At 65.9% G+C, this 17,685-nt stretch carries 14 protein-coding genes; 7 read left to right on the top strand and 7 right to left on the bottom strand.

Annotation, left to right across the window (positions count from 1 at the left end; genetic code table 11):
* Positions 1–30: 30 nt before the first annotated feature.
* Complete coding sequence (locus GGD63_RS06350) at positions 31–5,745, bottom strand: negative regulator of septation ring formation (RefSeq protein WP_183240067.1); 5,715 nt, start codon at positions 5,743–5,745, stop codon at positions 31–33.
* Positions 5,746–6,143: 398 nt separating this feature from the next.
* On the opposite strand from GGD63_RS06350, the gene GGD63_RS06355 reads away from it, so the two are divergent.
* The gene (locus GGD63_RS06355; protein ID WP_183240069.1) at positions 6,144–6,518 is read left to right on the top strand and encodes an Hpt domain-containing protein; all 375 of its coding nucleotides are present in this window, start codon (positions 6,144–6,146) and stop codon (positions 6,516–6,518) included.
* Between the two features lie 175 nt (positions 6,519–6,693).
* A complete protein-coding gene (locus tag GGD63_RS06360; RefSeq protein ID WP_008143731.1) occupies positions 6,694–7,014 on the top strand; it encodes a 2Fe-2S iron-sulfur cluster-binding protein in 321 nt (106 codons plus the stop codon).
* Positions 7,015–7,029: 15 nt separating this feature from the next.
* Here GGD63_RS06360 and GGD63_RS06365 read toward each other — a convergent pair whose 3' ends face one another.
* Positions 7,030–7,497, bottom strand: coding sequence for a thioesterase family protein (locus tag GGD63_RS06365; protein ID WP_183240071.1), 468 nt, complete (start codon positions 7,495–7,497; stop codon positions 7,030–7,032).
* Between the two features lie 182 nt (positions 7,498–7,679).
* On the opposite strand from GGD63_RS06365, the gene GGD63_RS06370 reads away from it, so the two are divergent.
* Positions 7,680–8,708: an NAD(P)/FAD-dependent oxidoreductase gene (locus GGD63_RS06370; protein ID WP_183240072.1), complete on the top strand. Its 1,029-nt coding sequence runs from the start codon at positions 7,680–7,682 to the stop codon at positions 8,706–8,708.
* 141 nt (positions 8,709–8,849) lie between these two features.
* Positions 8,850–9,461 carry a DUF2147 domain-containing protein gene (locus GGD63_RS06375; protein WP_183240074.1) on the top strand — a complete coding sequence of 204 codons (612 nt, stop codon included), beginning with the start codon at positions 8,850–8,852 and terminating at the stop codon, positions 9,459–9,461.
* A gap of 199 nt (positions 9,462–9,660) precedes the next feature.
* Here the strand turns inward: GGD63_RS06375 and GGD63_RS06380 are convergent, their stop codons facing one another.
* Complete coding sequence (locus GGD63_RS06380; protein ID WP_246785375.1) at positions 9,661–10,785, bottom strand: hypothetical protein; 1,125 nt, start codon at positions 10,783–10,785, stop codon at positions 9,661–9,663.
* A 368-nt stretch (positions 10,786–11,153) separates the two neighbouring features.
* Between GGD63_RS06380 and GGD63_RS06385 the strand changes: the two genes are divergently transcribed.
* A complete protein-coding gene (locus tag GGD63_RS06385; protein WP_183240077.1) occupies positions 11,154–11,510 on the top strand; it encodes a hypothetical protein in 357 nt (118 codons plus the stop codon).
* Positions 11,511–11,622: 112 nt separating this feature from the next.
* Here GGD63_RS06385 and GGD63_RS06390 read toward each other — a convergent pair whose 3' ends face one another.
* The 3 genes from GGD63_RS06390 to GGD63_RS40755 all read right to left on the bottom strand — a co-directional run bounded on the left by GGD63_RS06390 (position 11,623) and on the right by GGD63_RS40755 (position 14,127).
* Positions 11,623–11,892 (bottom strand): hypothetical protein, encoded by a 270-nt coding sequence (locus GGD63_RS06390; protein ID WP_183240079.1) that lies wholly within the window; start codon positions 11,890–11,892, stop codon positions 11,623–11,625.
* 193 nt (positions 11,893–12,085) lie between these two features.
* Positions 12,086–13,450 carry a HAMP domain-containing sensor histidine kinase gene (locus tag GGD63_RS06395; protein ID WP_183240081.1) on the bottom strand — a complete coding sequence of 455 codons (1,365 nt, stop codon included), beginning with the start codon at positions 13,448–13,450 and terminating at the stop codon, positions 12,086–12,088.
* Complete coding sequence (locus GGD63_RS40755; RefSeq protein WP_183240083.1) at positions 13,447–14,127, bottom strand: response regulator transcription factor; 681 nt, start codon at positions 14,125–14,127, stop codon at positions 13,447–13,449. Before GGD63_RS40755 ends, GGD63_RS06395 begins: the two co-directional genes overlap by 4 nt.
* Positions 14,128–14,467: 340 nt before the next feature.
* Here GGD63_RS40755 and GGD63_RS06405 point away from each other — a divergent pair, with 340 nt between their 5' ends.
* Both GGD63_RS06405 and GGD63_RS06410 read left to right on the top strand, forming a co-directional pair.
* Positions 14,468–15,355, top strand: coding sequence for a MipA/OmpV family protein (locus tag GGD63_RS06405; RefSeq protein ID WP_183240085.1), 888 nt, complete (start codon positions 14,468–14,470; stop codon positions 15,353–15,355).
* A 6-nt stretch (positions 15,356–15,361) separates the two neighbouring features.
* Positions 15,362–16,102 carry a hypothetical protein gene (locus GGD63_RS06410; RefSeq protein ID WP_183240087.1) on the top strand — a complete coding sequence of 247 codons (741 nt, stop codon included), beginning with the start codon at positions 15,362–15,364 and terminating at the stop codon, positions 16,100–16,102.
* A gap of 16 nt (positions 16,103–16,118) precedes the next feature.
* Here GGD63_RS06410 and garD read toward each other — a convergent pair whose 3' ends face one another.
* Positions 16,119–17,660, bottom strand: coding sequence for a galactarate dehydratase (gene garD / locus GGD63_RS06415; protein ID WP_183240088.1), 1,542 nt, complete (start codon positions 17,658–17,660; stop codon positions 16,119–16,121).
* Between the last annotated feature and the right edge of the window lie 25 nt (positions 17,661–17,685).

The raw sequence follows: 17,685 nt of genomic DNA on the forward strand, positions 1-17,685 counted from the left end.
TTTCATTCGCTGCTCTTTGTTGTCCGCCGCTTACCCCAGCCGGCCCGCCGCGTGTGCGAGCAGGGTGTACACCAGCCCCGTCTCCGAGGTCAGGTGGCCGCGCAGTTCCTGCGGGCCGCGGCCGTCGCGGGCGACTTCGTCGAGCAGGCGCTCGAACTCGGCGACGTAGCGGTCGACGGTGCCCTTGAAGTTGCGGTCGGCGCGGTACTTGCGGGCGACCTCGTCAAAGGCCTTCTGGCCGGCGGGCGTGTAGAGGCGCTTGGTGAAGGCCTTGTTCTCGCCGCGCTGGTAGCGGTCCCACATCTCGGCGGCAAGGTTGCGGTCCATCAGCCGGCCGATGTCGAGCGACAGCGATTCCAGCGGATTGCTGCTTGCCTGCGGGGCCTGCGGCTGCGGTGCAGGTGCCTGGCGGCCGCGGGGAGCCTCACGTCCGGCCGGAGAGCCCTGGTTGGCGTCGGTGCGGTTGAGCAGGTCCGACAGCCAGCCGTCACGGCCCTGGTCGCTGCTGGAAGGCGCAACCGGCGGGGCTTCGGTGCGGCGCGAGGGAGCCGGCATGCCGAGGTCCGGCGGCGGCAGCGTCGAGGCGCTGCCGGTGTCGCGCATGCGGGTCTCGGTCGCCCGGCCGCCGACAGCCGCCATCATCGGCTCTTCCTGACGCTGGACGGCGACAGAAGCGCGGCCCGTCGTGGTGACGTCGAGGCCGCGGCCATGCTGGGCCACGATGCGGTTGAGCTCGGCGAGGGCCTCGATCTGGTCGACGATCACCTTGCGCATCTGCGCAGTGCTCTCGGCGGCCTCCTGCGGCATCTCGAGCACGCCGCGGCGCAGCTCGTTGCGGGTGGCTTCGAGCTCGTTGTGCATCTCGAACGCCATCTGCTTCATGCTGGAGACGAGGTTGGTGAACTTCTCGGTCGACTGCTTGAACATCGCATCCGCCTCGTCCGTAGTCTGGCGGTAGATGTCGTGCATCGCCTCGATGGTCTGGCGGTGCTCCTCCTCGGACGCCGAGCGCACCGCGTCGAACTGGCGGGTGATCGCGGCCGAGCCTGCGCCGGCGGTCTCGGCGACGACGCGGGCGATGTCGCGGGCACGCTCTTCGGCCGCGGCCAGCGATTCATCGAGCAGGCCGGTGAAGCGCGACAGCCGCTGGTCGAGATCGGCCGTGCGCAGGTCGATCGTGGTGACGAGCGATTCCAGCGCCTGCTTGCGCTCGGCGAGCGAGGCGGTGGTGTTCTTGTTGCTCTGCTCCACGACCTGCGCGGCATCGACCAGCGCCTTGCCGTGCTTGTCGAACTGGGTCGACAGCTCGCCGAGATCCTGGAGCGCCTTCGTGGTCTTGCTGTTGAAGACGTTGAGCTGGTCTTCCAGGTTCTGCGTCGCCGCGCCGTTGCGCGAGGTGACGTCGTTCATCGCCGAGACGAAGTCGGCAACGCGCGTCACCAGCGCCCGCTCCAGCGAGTTGAGGTTGTCGTGCGCACCGGTCAGCACCTCCTGGAGCAGGATGTTGCCTTCGCGCAGGCGCTCGAACAGCGCCACCGTGTCGGTGCGCAGGATCTTGCTGGTCTCCTGCATCTCGGTGACCGCGGCGATCGAGACCTGGCGCGACTGGTCGATCGCGGAACGCGAGGCCTGCTCGAGGTCCTTGAGCGACTTGCCGACCGCGCCGGTCGCCATCTCGCTCGCCGCATTGATGGTGCGGGCGACTTCCGAGCCGTTGCCCATCATGGTCTGCGAGAAGGCATGGCCGCGCGTCTCGATCGACTTCAGCGCGTCGGAGGTGACGCGGTCGATGTCGAGCGTGAGCTGGCTGGTCTTGGAGCCGATCGCATCGACCAGTGCGCCGCGCTTGGAGTCGATCATGTTCGACAGACGGTCGGCCTGCTGCTGCACATAGGTGACGATCTCGTCGGTCTTGCCGGTCATGGCCTGGCCGAAGCTGCTCGAGGCGGCGAGCACCGAGCGCTCGACGTCGGCCGAGCTCGACTTGACCCGCGAGCTCGCCTCGTTGGAGGCGGAGATCAGCGCGTTCTGGGCGTTGAGCGCGCTGGTCTGGATGTCGTTGGTCGCGTTCGTCGTGGCCGTGCTCAAGGCGCGCTCGATCTCGGTCGAGATCGTGCGGATCTGGCTCGCGGCATCCGCCGAGGTCGAGGTCAGCGAGGTCTGGGCCTCACGCGCGCTGTTGAGGATGGTCGAGGCGGTGTCGGCGCCGACCGCGGTCAGCGTGCGCTCGATATCCGTGGTCAGCGACTTGATCTGGCTGGCCGCATCGGTCGAGGCGGAGATCAGCGTGCCCTGGGCCTCGCGCACGCCGCTGGTGAGCGCCTCGATGGTGGCGCCGCCGGCAGTCGCCAGCGCGCGCTGCATCTCGGCCGCGAGCGAACGGACCTGGCCGGTTTGTTCTGCGGAGACAGCAAGAAGGGTGCTCTGGGCGTCGCGGGCGCTGATCGTGATGGTCTCGGCGGTCGACTGGCCGGCCTGCGAGAGCGAACGATGCACCTCGGCCGCGAGCGACTTGACCTGGCTTGCCGCATCCGAGGACGCCGTGACCAGCGTGCTCTGGGCTTCGCGCGCGCCGGTCATGATGGTCTCGGCCGTCGCGGTGCCCGCCATCGTGAGCGAGCGCTGCACGTCCGAGGACAGCGCCTTGATCTGGTTGGCGGTCTCGGTCGAGGCCGCGATCAGCGTGCTCTGCGCATCGCGGGCGCCGGCGGTGATCGATTCCGCCGTGGTGGCACCGGCCATCGACAGCGAGCGCTGCACGTCGGCGGTGAGCGTCTTGACGTGGCTGGCCGCGTCCGAGGACGCCGTGACGAGCGTGGTCTGCACCTCGCGGGCGCCGGCCAGGATCGAGGCTGCGGTGGCGGAACCGGCCGCCGACAGCGTGCGTTCGACGTCGGCCGCGAGACCCTTGATCTGTTCGGAGGCATCGCCCGAGGCGGCAACCAGGGTCGACTGCGCCTCGCGGGCGCTGCTCAGGATCGAGTTGGCGGCGCCGGCGCCGACCGCGGTCAGCGCGTGCTCGACCTCGGCGGAGGTCATCTTGAGCTGGGCGTTGACGTCGGAGGAGACCGTCATCAGCGACTGCTGGGCGGTACGCGCACCGGTCTGGATCGTCTCGCTGGTGTTGACGACGAGGTTGGTGAGCGAGCGCTCGGCGTCCTCGACATGCGAGCGGATCGCGGTCGAGATCATCTCGGCGCGGGACATCATGTCCTCGCTGGCCTGGCGGCCGCTGCTCTCGATGCGGCCGGCGACGGCCTCGACGCGCGAGCCGAGCAGGTCCTCGAACTGCGCCACGCGCACGTCGATGTCGTTGGCAACTGAGCCGACCTTGGTCTCGATGGTCTGGTGGATGTCCTGGAAGCGCGCAGTGACCGTATCGGTCAGCTGCGTGCTGCGGCCGTCGATGATCTCGGTGACGCCGGTGATGCGGCGGTCGACCGCCTCGATCGCCTGCGCAGTGCCGTCGGTGAGCGTCGAGGTCAGCAGCGTAAGGCGCGTGTCGATCGATTGCACGGCCTGCGAGGCGCCGTTGGTCACGGCGGTGGTGAGGTAGGTGAGGCGGCTATCGATCGATTCGAGCGCCTGCGTCGCGCCGCCCGTCAGCGTCGTCGTGAGGTGGGTCAGGCGGGTGTCGATCGACTGGATGGTCTGCGACGCGCCATCGGTCAACGAGGACGTGAGGTGGTTGAGGCGCGCATCGATCGTCTCGATGGCCTGCGAAGCGCCGTCGGTGAGCGACGTCGTGAGGTGGGTGAGGCGGGAGTCGACCGACTGGATCGCCTGAGCGGCACCGTCGGTGAGCGACGAGGCGAGCGTGTTGAGGCGGCCGTCGATGGTCTCGGTCATCGACTTTGCGCGGGTGTCGAACGACTGTTCGAGCGCGGCGACGCGGCCGCCGAGCTGCTCGTCGAAGGTCTTGATGTGGCCTTCGATCGTGCCGTCGAGGCCGGCGATCTTGCCGTTCAGCGAGGTATCGAGATGATTGACGCGTTCGCCGATCGTGGTCTCGAACTGCACGAGGCGCTGGTCGAGCAAGGCCGTGATCTCGCCGCCGTTGGAGGTGAAGCGGGTGTCGAAATTGTCGACATAGGTCTTCAGCGACTCATGGATGTCCTGGGTGCGCTGGCCCATGCGCTCGACGATCTCGCCGCCGAAGGTCTTCACCGTGCGGTCGAACTCGGAGATGTGGCGGGTGATCAGCGCGCCCAGCGTGCCGGAATCGCGGGCGAACTTCTCGACCAGCTCGGTGCCCTGGTTCTTCACCAGCTCGTCGAAAGCGCTCATCTGCAGCGACAGCGAGTCGTGCGCGGTTTCGGTCTGGCTCACGACCTTGGCGACGAGGGTGTTGACGGTGGCGTCGAGCGCCTCGCTCGCCTTGTCGCCGCTCGTCATGATCTGGTTGGCGAGGCGGCTGCCGGCGTCGTCGATCTTGGCGGAGATGTCGTTGGAGCGCAGCTCGAGCTCGAGCAGCAGCGAGTCCGACGAGTTCTTCAGGCTATCGTGCACCTGCTCGGTGCGCTCGGAGATGCCGTCGACGATCGCAGCGGAGCGCTGCTCGAACTCGCCGGTGATGCGGTCGATGCGCTCGTTCAGCATCTCGTGGACGCGGTCGGCGAGGTCGACGAACTCGTCGTGGACGTGGCCGGTCTTGAAGTTGAGGCTGGTGGTCAGCCGCTCGCTGGCATCGAGCACGGCGCGCGTGGTCTCGTTGCTGGCCTCCTCGAGGCGGTCGAGCAGGTCGCCGCCGCGCTCGCCGAGCGCCAGGATCATGTTGTCGCCGGCATTGCTCAAGGCGCTGGTGATGTGGGCGCCGCGCTCTTCCAGCGCGCCGGTGATGGACTTGGCGACCTCGTCGACGCGCGAGGCGATCGCGTCCGAGATCAGCGCGATGTCGTGGCGCAGATCGATCTGCACGCCGGAGATGGCGCTGCGGACCTGCTCGGCCTGGCCGACCAGGTTGTCGCGCTGATGCGCGATGTCCTGGAGCAGGGCGCGGATGCGCACCTCGTTGTCGCTATAGGCGCGCTCCAGCGCGGCGACCTCGTTGGCGACCAGCGTCTCGAGCTCGCCGGCGCGCGCAATCGCGCGCTCGATGCCGTCGCCCATAGCCGCGACCTCGCGGCGGATGGCCTGGCCGACGGTGACCATGGAATCGGAGGCCGAGCCTTCGGGCTCGGAGAAGCGCATCGCGACCTGCGCCATCGCCTGCGCGATCATGCGCATTTCCTGGCCGCGCCAGACCAGACTCGCCAGGAAGTAGAACAGCATGATCGGCGCGAAGAACATCGCGATCAGGCCGGCGATGACGAGCACGCCGCCGCTCTGGCCCATGGCGGCCTGGATCGAGGGCAGGAAGCCGACCGTCAGCGCCGCACAGGCGGCGAGCCAGACGCCGGCGAAGATGGTGGCGAAGGTATAGACGCTGCGGGCAGGGCGGCCCCTCTGAAGCGCCTGGAGCAGCTGACCGATGGTCTCGCGGTCGTCATTGGCGGCGCGGCGCGTGGTGCGCGGCTCCTCGACCGGGTCGAACACGGTCGACCGTTCGTTGGCAGCGGGGCGCGGCTCGAAGCTCGGCTCGTCGAAGACCGGGGGCGCCGGAGGCTCCACCTGCGGCGCCGTTTCGCTCCGCATCGAGGCGTTGCGGCTGGTGTCCGCAGCGGTGTCGCTGATGTTCAGGGCTTCCTGGATCGCAGAAAGCGCAACTTCTGTGGGGTCTTTGACCTTTTTGGGAGTGTTCGCCATGTTCAGTCCGAGCCCTCGTTACTTGTACACGCCCCCCGCGAGCCCTGCGCGCCACGCAAGCCCACAGACCGGATCATGCCGCTTATGCGGATCTCCGAGCCGTCCCCACCCGGACGGCTTGTCCGCCAATTTCCGCAACATCCTATTGGCAGAGCGTCGCGAATGAAATGCCCGCGATTAAGACAATCTTAATCATCGTTAACAGGATCGCGCCGTAACGCCTTAGCAATCAATGGAATTCTCCACGGAACCCGGGCGATTGCGGCAACTTTTCGTCAATAAACGGGCGGATTTGCGTAAATCAGCCCAAACATTTCGTTAACCATTTTCGTGCTTGGGTGGGGCGAGCCGTAGCCGCCGGACCGGCGGAACCGTCGCGCGATGCCGGGGCCTGCGCCATGACGCCTGAACTGCAACGGATGGACTGGATGCCCTCGCCCCCGCTTGCGCCGATCGACAGCCCGCTCGATCTCGACCACCTCTCCCGGATGACGCTCGGCGACACTGAACTGGAACAGGAAGTGCTCGCGATGTTCGCCGAGCAGGCCGTTCGCCTGCTCGCCGCAATGGCGGCGCTGCCGGCCGAGACCGGCGCGCTCGCGCACACGCTCAAGGGCTCGGCCCGCGGCATCGGCGCCTTCGCGGTGGCCGATGCTGCCGCCAGCCTCGAGACGGCGGTCCGGACCGGCCACAACCGCCTCCATGCGCTTGCCGCGCTGAACGAGGCGGTGGCCGAGGTCCGTGCCGCGATTGCGGCGATCCTGAAGCATTAGGCGGGCGCCTCCCACAAATATGGGGCCTGCGCACTAGTCGTTTGATTTGACGCGTTTTCTGCGCGCGAACCGGGATCCACGCCGCTCGAAAACGCTATGGCGCCGGGCTAACCGACCCGTTATAGGACAGCCCGGACCCTCCTTCATTCCCAACATCGCGGCAGCACGAGCACACATGGCCAAGATTCACTTTGTCGACCACAAGGGCGAAACCCGCACGGTGGAAATCGAGAACGGCGCGACCGTGATGGAAGCCGCCATCCGCAACAGCATTCCCGGCATTGAAGCCGAATGCGGCGGCGCCTGTGCCTGCGCGACCTGCCATGTCTATGTCGACGAAGCCTGGCGCGAGAAGGTCGGCAGCCCGACGCCGATGGAAGAGGACATGCTCGATTTCGGCTTCGACGTGCGCCCGAACTCGCGCCTGTCCTGCCAGATCAAGGTCTCCGATGAGCTCGACGGGCTGGTCGTGGCGACGCCGGAACGTCAGGCCTGATCGTCTCTCCATAGTCTACATGCCGGGCGGCGCGACCTCGATGCCGCGCTTGTGCCAGGGTCTGAACTTCTCGATCACCTCTGCGGTCAGCGGTGCCGGCCGTCGCGTCGTCTCGTCGAGCAGGACGCCGACGGACGTCGCTGACGCAATGCACTTCCCGTTCGAAAACACGACCTGCTCGAAGGTCACCGACGTTCGTCCCAGCTTCACGACGCCGAGGCCGAGCTCGATCGTGCCCGGCCAGTGCAGCTCGGCGCGAAAATGGATGTCGAGCCGCACCATGATCCAGGCGAGGCCCGGCGGCGTCAGGCCGTATTCCGGGCTCTTCATCAGCGTGACACGGCCGGTCTCGAAATAGGTCGCGTAGACGGCGTTGTTGACGTGCTGGTTAGGATCGAGATCGCCGAAGCGGACGTTGTCGCTGAGGCGGTAGGGGAAGTCCTCCAGACGCGGCGTCGTGTCGAGGCGGGCTGGTGCGTTCACCGATTGATCTCCGTCATATCCATCCTCGTTACAACCCAGTTATCCTGGCCCGGCAAGTGGGTGCGGCTGCGGGGCGATCCCGCTTTTATGCCTTCCCTGTTCCATCCCCGTTGGCTAGACAGGCAGGGTCACCTCTGCCCAACGGGCGCCGTCCAACCGATAACGATCGATAAAGAGACGACATGAGCGACGTGATCAAAACCGATGTGCTGATTATTGGCGCCGGCCCCTGCGGCCTGTTCGCCGCCTTCGAGCTCGGCCTTCTCGACATGAAGGCGCATTTCGTCGACATCCTCGACAAGGTCGGCGGCCAGTGCGCCGAGCTCTATCCGGAAAAGCCGATCTACGACATTCCCGGCATTCCGCAGGTCTCGGGCCAGGGCCTCACCGACGCGCTGATGGAGCAGATAAAGCCGTTCCACCCGACCTTTCATCTCGGCGAGATGATCGAGACCGTGGAAAAGATCGGCGATCCCGCATTCCGCTGCACCACGGACACGGGCAAGGTGTTCGAATGCAAGGTGGTGGTGATCGCGGCCGGCGGCGGCTCGTTCCAGCCCAAGCGCCCGCCGGTGCCGGGCATCGAGGCCTATGAAGGCACGTCCGTCCACTACGCCGTGCGCAAGATGGAGACGTTCCGCGACAAGAACGTGCTGATCGTCGGCGGCGGCGATTCCGCGCTCGACTGGACGCTCAACCTGCATCCGCTGGCCAAGCGCATCACGCTTCTGCACCGGCGCGACGAGTTTCGCGCCGCGCCCCACAGCGTCGAGCAGATGCGCGCGCTGGTGGCTGGCGGCAAGATGGATCTGCGGCTCGGCCAGGTCACCGCGCTCTCCGGCGCCGACGGCAAGCTCACCGGTGCGACCGTCAAGGGCAACGACAACAGCATCACAGAGGTTGCCTGCGACACCATGCTGCCGTTCTTCGGGCTGACCATGAAGCTCGGCCCGGTCGCGAACTGGGGCATTGCGCTCGAGAACAACCTGGTGCCGGTCGAGACCAGCGCGTTCGAGACCAACGTATCCGGTATCTTCGCCATCGGCGACATCAACACCTATCCCGGCAAGATCAAGTTGATCCTGTGCGGCTTCCACGAGGGCGCGCTGATGTCGCAAAAAGCCCATCGTTATGTCTATCCGGAGAAGCGGCTCGTGTTCCAGTACACGACCTCGTCGTCCAGCCTGCAAAAGAAGCTCGGCGTCAACTGACGCCGAGGGGGCGGCAAGGCAATGCCCCATGTTTCTGGTGCTGGAACCGTTCGCGAAATCGCCGTAGTGTGCGGCCATTCCAGACTTGGCTTGGCACGGTCTTGGCTTGGCAAAGGCGATTGGCTCAGCAAGGTGACGATAATGCGGACTCTCATTTCCAGCTTTCGGCTGCTCCCCTTCCTCGCACTTGCGCTGCTCGGCGTGGTGAGCCCGGCTGCGGCGCAAGCTCCGGCTGCGACGTCGGCCCAGCCGACCGCTGCTGGGCTGTGGCAGAAGGTCGAAGACGGCAAGACGGTGGGATGGTTCCTCTTCATCGACCACAACGGCATCTTCGAAGGCGTGATCGCAAAAACCTTTCCGCGCCCCGGCGACGATCCGAACGAGGCCTGCACGAAGTGCACGGACGATCGCAAGAACCAGCCGGTGCTCGGGCTCTCCTTCATCCGCGACATGAAGCGCGACGGCCTGAAGTATGACGGCGGCAACGTGGTCAATCCGCGCGACGGCAACGTCTGGAAAGCCAAGATGACGGTGAGCCCAGATGGTCAGACCCTGACCATGCGCGGCTTTCTCGGCATTTCCCTGTTCGGCAAGGACGAAATCTGGACGCGCCTGCCCGACGCCAACATCGCCCAGGTCGATCCCGCCATCGTCGCCAAATACCTGCCCGCGCAGGCCGCCGCGACCAAGCCCGCACCCGCGCCCGCGGCCAAGAAAGGCGGCGCGATGATGGCGCCGGCGCCGAAGCAGTAGGGATTTTCGGGCGGCCGTTGTCGTCGCAGCCGTCGCTCCACCCACCAGTGTCATTCCCCGCGAAGGCGGGGAATCCAGTACGCCGCGGCTTCTCCGTATCCTCGCACTGTCTCTGGAATACTGGATCGCCCGGTCAAGCCGGGCGACGACAGCTGAGTGGGGGCTCGCGCGTGCCTCGATCTCGCGGGCTACAAGATCGTCAATACGTCCGTGCCTTCTTGCACGGCGCATAGAAGGTGCCGTTGCCGGCGACGACCCGCTCGAGGCACTGCCGGGGATCGGTGATCTCGCCGTCGACCTGGAAATAATAGGCCTGAGCTCCCAGGCTCAGGACGTAATGCCCCGGTGGAAGCTCGAGCTCAGAAGCTCCGGCGTGGAGTTCATGCATCTCGGCCTTCCCCGGAATCGGCGAGACCCGGAACGGATAGGAGAAGTTGCGGATGACCCCGACATCGTCGCCGCCGCTGAGCGCCTTGCCGGCGGCGTCGCTGGAAAACTCCCTGGCGATCTTCGCCATGACGCGAACCTCGACGCGTTCGGGAATGGCGCTTGCGGCATCGCGGCGGAAGACGATGAACTTGACGCGGCCGTTCGGCAAATGCGGCCGATCGGGCTTCCTGAACTCCGGTGAAATCGCGATGCGCATATCGGGCGCCATCACGCCGGTCGCGGATAGCTCCGCCAGCGACTTGTCGTCGATCAGGGCGTAGATGCCGTAGTCGGTCGGAAGCACGCGCGTCGGGGCAGGTGCGGCGGGCGTCACCATCTCCGGCTTGGCGACCGCAAACGTCGTCTCCGGCTTGGGTGCGACCAGCGCGATCTCCGGGCTCTGCGACGAAATCTGCCGGCGCAGCGCGGCGATATTGTCCCGCTGCGAAACGATCAGGATGACTGCGCTGGCGGCAAGCAGGATGGCCGCCGTGCGCTTGATCACCGGCAGAAGCGGGCCCGAGATCGCAGGCAGCCTGCTGCGCGGCCTGCCGACTCCTGATGGCAAGACGGTCGCATCGCCGGATAACAGAACGCCGCCGGTCTCCTTGGACGAGGCGAGTTGCTGCGACGGCAGGCGCTCCAGCGGCGCCTCTTCACGCGAGAACTTCTCGACCTCTTCGATGGCGACCTCAAGCGCCCGCTTCATCTGGTCGATGTTTCTGGCGTCGGCGTAGGTGAACTGCTCCTGGAGCTTGTAGCGGGCAAGGTCGTAGACCATCTGCCGCCTCGCGTCCGCGTCGTCCTTCACCGTCTCCAGCATGCGCGAAATCACCAGCGCAAACTGCACCTGGTTTGCGGGTAGATCGGTCGCGTCCTGCTGGCCAGGGAGCAACTCTCTCGAACTCATAGCGCTGCCGGTCCAATGCCAGTCACGCCATCACCTGATTCTCTAATCGAAACAGCCGGTTAAACAATGCGATAAGGTTTCGCGGCCACGTTCGTACACGTTGAGGTGCGATAAGGAAAGCCTCGAAAATGCGCGGCAAAAATCGCCGGCGCGTCACGCATGCAGGCATACGCAAGCGTGGGCAACTGTGTGCGGCAGTAGTTCTCCGGAATGCACGCTGGCGCCGGATTTGCATAGCTGTGGCAAAGCTGCTGGGGGAGCGAGTCGCCGTCCCACTGCCTGCCGCCAATGTGCGGAAGGCGGACGGTGGCGCCTGTCCCTCGCGGCGCTACTTCGATCCGCGGGAAGACGACATGACACTTGCAAGACCGTGTGCGGCGATGATGCTCGGCCTGACCGTGCTGCTGGCGACATCGGCGCTGGCGCGCGACGACGGGCGCTACGCCAACTCACCGCTCAAACCCTGGTTCGAGAGCCTGCACAGCGAGTTCGGGCAGTGCTGCTCCGATGCCGACGGCTACGTGGTCGCCGATGTCGACTGGGAATCCGACAAGGGGCGCTACCGCGTCCATCTCGACGGCGAATGGGTGCTCGTGCCGGAGGGAGCCGTGATCACCGAGCCGAACAAGATCGGCCGCACCATGGTGTGGAAGCACTATATCGACGGCCACCCGCGCGTACGCTGCTTCATGCCGGGCAGCATGACGTAGGGTTTGAAACGTCATCCCGGGCGACGCATAGCGTCAAGCCCGGGATCCCGATGGTGCTGGACGATGGAAGTCCGGGCTCGCGCTTCGCACGTCCCGGAAGGACAGATCGTACCTAGCGCGCGTCGCTTCGCGAATTCACGCTCGCAAGCTGCTTGACGCGCGGCGACAGCACCGAAACCTGCGCGGGCGAGGCGGGCATGCCGGCGACGGTCATCGCGGGCGCGGTCGACTGCTCCTCGACGCCGGCGCCGCCGAGCACCTGCACCTGCGTCGTCGAGATCGGGAACGATTTCACTTCGTAAGAGGGAAGCTCGCCGGCGAACGCGCCGGCCGAGCTCGCAATCATTGCACCGGTAACGGCAATCACTGTGAGAACGCGCATTGGAAAATCTCCGTGGAAGATGGCAATCGGAGGTTTTGTCGCGGTGATGCCGGGACAGGTTCGCTCGCGTGCGAACATTCCTGTCGCCGTTGGCGCACATATTGGTTGCTTGGCGCGAAAGGATGAAACAAGGACGAAGTTTTTTCGCGCCAATGTTTCCGGACGGTTTCGCGGCAGGAGCGATGCGCCTCGCTCAGCGCTCTTGCAGCTCGAGCTGCTGCGATCCGGCCGTCGCGGCAGCCTCGGGAAAGCACAGGCGCATCGTCGTGCCGCGTCCGGGCTCGGAGACGATGACGAGCTCGCCGCCATGGGCGGCCATGATCTCGCGGACGATCGACAGGCCGAGGCCCGCGCCGTCGCCTGCGCCGTTGCCGGTCTGAAACGGCTCCAGCAGCTTGTGCTCCGCGCCGTCGGGCAGGCCCGCGCCGTCATCGTCGATCGCAATGCTGCCGCGGCCGAGTATGGCGACGATGCGTCGCGCGCCACGGGCGTGGATGAGCGCGTTGCCGACGAGATTGGCGAGCGCGCTGCGGATGGCGGCGTCGACGCCCTGCACCAGGAATGGCCCTTCGTCGGCACGCTCCAGCGCAAGCTCGATGCCGGCGTCCAGCGCCGACGGTCCGAAATCGGCCAGCACCTCCAGCGTGATCTCGGCGAGATCGATCGGACGCTTTTCGATCGCATGATTTTGCAGGCGCGCCAGGTCGAGCATGGCTGAGACCAGCGACGTCAGGCGGCGGACGTCCCGTACCAGCTCGGCCTTCAGGGCCGGATCGGGCACGTCATCGATCTTCGCGCGCAGCAGCGTCAGCGGCGTGCGCAGCTGATGGGCTGCATTGCCGAGAAAGCGGCGCTGCATCCTGATATAGGCGTCGATCTCGCCGAACGCGCGGTTCAACGCCTCCACCAGCGGCTTCAACTCGGAGGGGACTTCGGACAGCGATATCAAACCTTGCGGGGCCGAGGGATCGATCGCGAGCGCGCGGTGCGCGACCCGTTCGATGCCGCGCGAGACGAAACGTGCAGCAAGCGCTGAACCGATGGCGACGGTCGCCGCAAATGCCAGCGCCACCAGGATGATCGAAAAAATCCTGTTGACGAGGAAGTTTCCGGCCATTCGGCCGAAGCGGACCTGAGGCTCGCCGACCATCGTCGTGAGCCGCAAGGAGCCCCGTTGCGCAACGGCGAGACAGAACGTGCTCTTCTGGTCGTAGGTGCTGAAGACGGACAGGCCGACCGGCCCGCGATAGGGAAAGGCGAAGGGGAGAGGCGGCCGGTGCTCGCCAGCGTACTCGCTGACGAGATCGCCCACGGACACGACGTACCAGAGGTTTGGACTGTCCGCCTTCAATTCCTCGAGGGCGGGAGTCGCACGTACCGTCAGGTTTTGCCCATCGATATCAGTGGCGCGATCGAGAACGGCCGCCACGACCCGGCAGGCCCTGAACTCGCGTTCCTCCAACGGGTACCTCGAGACGAAGATCGCGACCATGATCAAAAAGATCGTCGTCGCGGCGATGCCGAGCGACAGCGCAAAGGTCCGCGCGATCGACGTCATCGCGGCGTTGCCAGTCGCAGGATGTAACCGATGCCGCGCATGCTGCGGATCTCGACGTCGCCGCCGAATGCCGCCAGCTTCTTCCTCAGGCGCGAGACCTGCGCTTCGAGCGTGTTGGATTCGATCTCGTCGTCGAAACCGTAGATTTCCTCGATCAGGGCGGCGCGGGTGATGACGCGGTCGCGCCGCATCAGCAGCGCGCCCAGGATCAGCGCCTCGCGCCGCCGCAGCAGGATCTTCCTGTCGGCGACCACGACCTCGTTGCTGCCGAGATGCAGCTCGACATTGCCGAGCGACAGCACCGAAGGCGCGAGCAGGCGCGGCCGACGCAACACGGCGCGCACTCGCGCAAGCAGTTCCTGCGGCTCGAACGGCTTGCCGAGATAATCATCGGCGCCGCTATTGAGGCCGTCGACGACGTCCTCCTTGGCGTCCTTGGACGTCAGCATGATGATCGCGGGACGCTCCGGCGACTGGTTCAGCGCGGTGACCACCTCGAGCGCATCGCCGTCGGGCAGCATCCGGTCGACGATGGCGAGATCATATTTGAAATTGTCCAGCGCCTGGCGCGCGTCGGCAATCGAGCCGACGAGGTCGACGACGCCGTGCAATTGACCGAGCAGGCGGCTGACATAGGCGCCGATCTGCGGTTCGTCTTCGATCACGAGCGAGCGCACGCGGGTCGTCCTTGACTCTCCTGGGGCGATAGCACCCCGACGTTAACGCTTTCTGGCCGAAGTCCGGCGGTTCGGTGCGTGCGCGGGTTCCGTTTAAGGCAGCGAGCTTGGCGAATAAAAGGCAGGAACGGAGAGGTTGAACGGCACGCGCGATCAAAACTTGTGCGCGTGAACCCGTCCCGGGCAATGTTCGGGCAATGTTGATCCGGCGGCGCACCCCCGCGCGGAATGTCGCAGGGACGGTCGGCCGTTGCAATCTTGGGGCAATTTTGCCGGACCACATGCTGGGCTCCAACCACATCAGTCGACTCGGCCAGGAAGGCCGGTCCGGGGCCCTGAAATGAAGCATATTGACGAAGCCGCTCTCCGCCTTACGGCGACTGCGCGGTGGACGATCGCCTGCCTTGCCGCACTCGGTGCAATCACGGCGACAGCACAATTCGCATCGGCGCAGACCGCGTTCACGCTGCCGGCTCCGCCCTTCGAGTTGCCGATGCTGCCGTCGCCGTCCGGAAACTGGACCGTCATGGTCGGCATCGGCGGCAAATACACGCCTGATTTCGTCGGATCGAAGAACGGCAAGTTTCTTCCGATCCCGATCTTCACCATCCGCCGCGCCGGATCGATCGACCAGTTTCGCGGACCGCGCGACAGCGCCAGCATCGCGCTGCTCGACGTCGGCAATTTTCGCGCGGGCCCAGCGTTCAAATACGTCTCCTCGCGCAAGGGCAACAAATATGCCGAGCTGACCGGCCTTGGCGACGTCAAGGCCGCCTACGAGCTCGGCGGCTTCGTCGAATATTATCCGGTGGATTGGCTGCGCCTGCGCAGCGAGTTGCGTCAGGGCTTCGATGGCCACACCGGCACAGTGGCCGACGTCTCGGCCGACGTCATCGTGCCGCTGATCCAGAGGCTGACGATCTCGGCCGGCCCGCGCTTCACCTGGAAGAGCACCAAGGCCACCGCGCCGTATTTCGGCGTCGATGCCGCGCAGGCGCTGGCTTCGGGGCTGCCGATCTACAATGCCAGGGGCGGCGCGCACTCGGTCGGCTTCGGCAGCCAGATCTCCTACCGCATCAATCCGCAATGGGAGGTCCATGCCTATGTCGAATACGAGAAGCTGCTCGGCGATGCCGCGGACAGCCCGCTGGTGAAGTTGCGGGGATCGTCAAACCAGACCACCGTTGGCCTGGGCGCGTCCTATTCGTTCGACTTCAGGATTCGATGATCCGCCATGCGCCGTATCGTCATTCTATGGGCTGGCCTCGCGATCGCATCCGCCGTCCTCGGTGCCGCCGCAGCATTCGAGACGCGCGCGACGAAGCTCCAGGCGATCAAGACCGTCGGCATCGTCTCGGCCATCGGCGAAGAAATGAGCCTGACGCGAGCCGGCCTGACCGGGCTCGGCAACGCCGCACAAAGCGCCTCGATCAGCGCATGGGGACTGGACGAGTTGATCGTCCAGCAGGCGACGAAGCTGCTGAGCGGGCGTTTTCGCGTGCAGCCGGTGACCTACAGGCGCGCAGCGTTCGCTGCCATCAAGGATTCGGCGATTGCGCCCGTCAATCTCCTGCGCAGCGATCCGTTCAAGGAGCTGGTTCGCAGCGATATCGCACCGCAGGGGCTGGACGCGTATATCGTCATCACCCGCGCGAGATCGAAGCTTGGAAACGGCCGCGACGTCGAGGGTGTCGGGCTCGCCGAATACCGCACGCTGCTTGCGGACTACGGCCTGATCCACGCGCTGTACGAAATCCGGATCATCGACGGCAAGTCGTTCGACGTGATCGAGAAGCGGGCGGCCGCGCCGCTCGACAACACCGGGACCCTGCGGCTCGCCGGCCCGAGCGGACCGGTCGATGAGACGTTTGGCGGCTCTGCGTCGAGCGAACGTTTGCGCGCCGCAATTGTCGACCTCATCACGCGTAGCCTGCCCGTCACGCTTGGCGACATGCATCTGATCGAGGGGCAGTGAAGCCGCTCGTCGGGACTCAGGTCACCGGCGCCGGATTGAACAGCGTGAGATCGTTGTGGATGCCCCAGCGGTCCGACCATGGCTTGATGCGGCCAGAGGCGACATCGAGGATCAGGCGGAACAGGTCCCAGCCGCATTCCTCGATGGTCTTCTCGCCGGTGGCGATGCTGCCTGAATCGAAATCGATCAGGTCCTTCCAGCGGCGGGCAAGCTCGCTGCGGGTCGCGACCTTGATCACGGGTGCAGCCGCAAGGCCGTAAGGCGTGCCGCGGCCGGTGGTGAATACCTGCAGCGTCATGCCGGAGGCGAGCTGGAGCGTGCCGCAGATGAAATCGGAGGCGGGGGTTGCCGCGAACAGCATGCCCTTCTGCGTCGCCTTCTCGCCGGGCGAGAGCACGCCGGTGATGGCGCTCGAGCCGGACTTCACGATCGAGCCGAGCGACTTCTCGACGATGTTGGCGAGGCCGCCCTTCTTGTTGCCGGGCGTGGTGTTGGCGCTGCGGTCGGCGCCGCCGCGGGCGAGATAGGAATCGTACCATGCCATCTCACGCACCAGCGCGCGGCCGACGTCCTCGTTGATGGCGCGGCGGGTGAGCAGCTGGATGGCGTCGCGCACTTCCGTCACTTCCGAGAACATCACGGTGGCGCCGGCGCGGACCAGGAGATCGGCGGCAAAGCCGACGGCGGGGTTGGCGGTGACGCCGGAGAAGGCGTCGCTGCCGCCACATTGCAGGCCGATGACGAGGTCGGAGGCCGGGCAGGTCTCGCGCTTGCGGGTGTTGAGCACCTTCAGTCGCGCCTCGGCCTGGGTCATGATCGCATCGACGATCGCGCCAAAGCCGTCGAAGGCCTCGTCCTGCATGCGGACGATGGCATCGCTCACGCCTTCCGGCACCAGGCGCTCGGGCGCGAGCTTCTCGCAGCCGAGGCCGACGACCAGAATCTCACCGCCGAAATTCGGGTTGAGCGCGAGGTTCTGCAGCGTGCGGATCGGCACCACCGCGTCGGGCGCGGTTATGGCGACGCCGCAGCCATAGGCGTGCGTCAGCGGCACGACGTCGTCGACGTTGGGGTATTTCGGCAGCAGCTCGGCGCGGATACGCTTCACCGCATATTCCATCGTGCCCTTGACGCATTGTACGGAGGAGGAGATGCCGAGGATGTTCTTGGTTCCGACCGAGCCGTCCGGATTGCGGTAGCCTTCGAAGGTGAAACCCTCGAGCGGCGGCAGCGGCGCGGGGACGGCGGTCGAGATTTCCAGCTTGTCGAGGGCAGGGGCCTCCGGCATGCGGATGCGGGCTTCATCCACCCATTCGCCGGCCAGGATCGGCGAGAGCGCGTAGCCGATGATCTCGCCATAGCGGATGATCGGTGCGCCTTCCGCGATATCGACCAGCGCCGTCTTGTGTCCCTGCGGCACGAAGGCGCGCAGCGTCAGCCCGCCGGCAAAGCGGGAGCCGGCGGGAAGCCCGAAATCATTGACCACGATCGCGACATTGTCGCGCTCGTTGAGCTTGATGTAGCGGGGCTGCTCTTTCGCTGCGACGTCCTGGTCCATGATGGACTCCGGGATTTGTAGGGTG

The sequence above is a fragment of the Bradyrhizobium sp. cir1 genome, assembly GCF_014198245.1.
In the GTDB taxonomy this organism is placed as follows: Bacteria; Pseudomonadota; Alphaproteobacteria; order Rhizobiales; family Xanthobacteraceae; genus Bradyrhizobium.

Excerpts from the sequence above, each read along its gene's own strand:
- GGD63_RS06375 (WP_183240074.1), top strand. The coding sequence starts at position 8,850 with ATGCGGACTCTCATTTCCAGCTTTCGGCTGCTCCCCTTCCTCGCACTT.
- GGD63_RS06385 (WP_183240077.1), top strand. The coding sequence starts at position 11,154 with ATGACACTTGCAAGACCGTGTGCGGCGATGATGCTCGGCCTGACCGTG.
- GGD63_RS06405 (WP_183240085.1), top strand. The coding sequence starts at position 14,468 with ATGAAGCATATTGACGAAGCCGCTCTCCGCCTTACGGCGACTGCGCGG.
- GGD63_RS06360 (WP_008143731.1), top strand. The coding sequence starts at position 6,694 with ATGGCCAAGATTCACTTTGTCGACCACAAGGGCGAAACCCGCACGGTG.
- GGD63_RS06390 (WP_183240079.1), bottom strand. The coding sequence starts at position 11,892 with ATGCGCGTTCTCACAGTGATTGCCGTTACCGGTGCAATGATTGCGAGC.
- GGD63_RS06370 (WP_183240072.1), top strand. The coding sequence starts at position 7,680 with ATGAGCGACGTGATCAAAACCGATGTGCTGATTATTGGCGCCGGCCCC.
- GGD63_RS06395 (WP_183240081.1), bottom strand. The coding sequence starts at position 13,450 with ATGACGTCGATCGCGCGGACCTTTGCGCTGTCGCTCGGCATCGCCGCG.
- GGD63_RS06355 (WP_183240069.1), top strand. The coding sequence starts at position 6,144 with ATGACGCCTGAACTGCAACGGATGGACTGGATGCCCTCGCCCCCGCTT.
- GGD63_RS06410 (WP_183240087.1), top strand. The coding sequence starts at position 15,362 with ATGCGCCGTATCGTCATTCTATGGGCTGGCCTCGCGATCGCATCCGCC.
- garD (WP_183240088.1), bottom strand. The coding sequence starts at position 17,660 with ATGGACCAGGACGTCGCAGCGAAAGAGCAGCCCCGCTACATCAAGCTC.
- GGD63_RS06350 (WP_183240067.1), bottom strand. The coding sequence starts at position 5,745 with ATGGCGAACACTCCCAAAAAGGTCAAAGACCCCACAGAAGTTGCGCTT.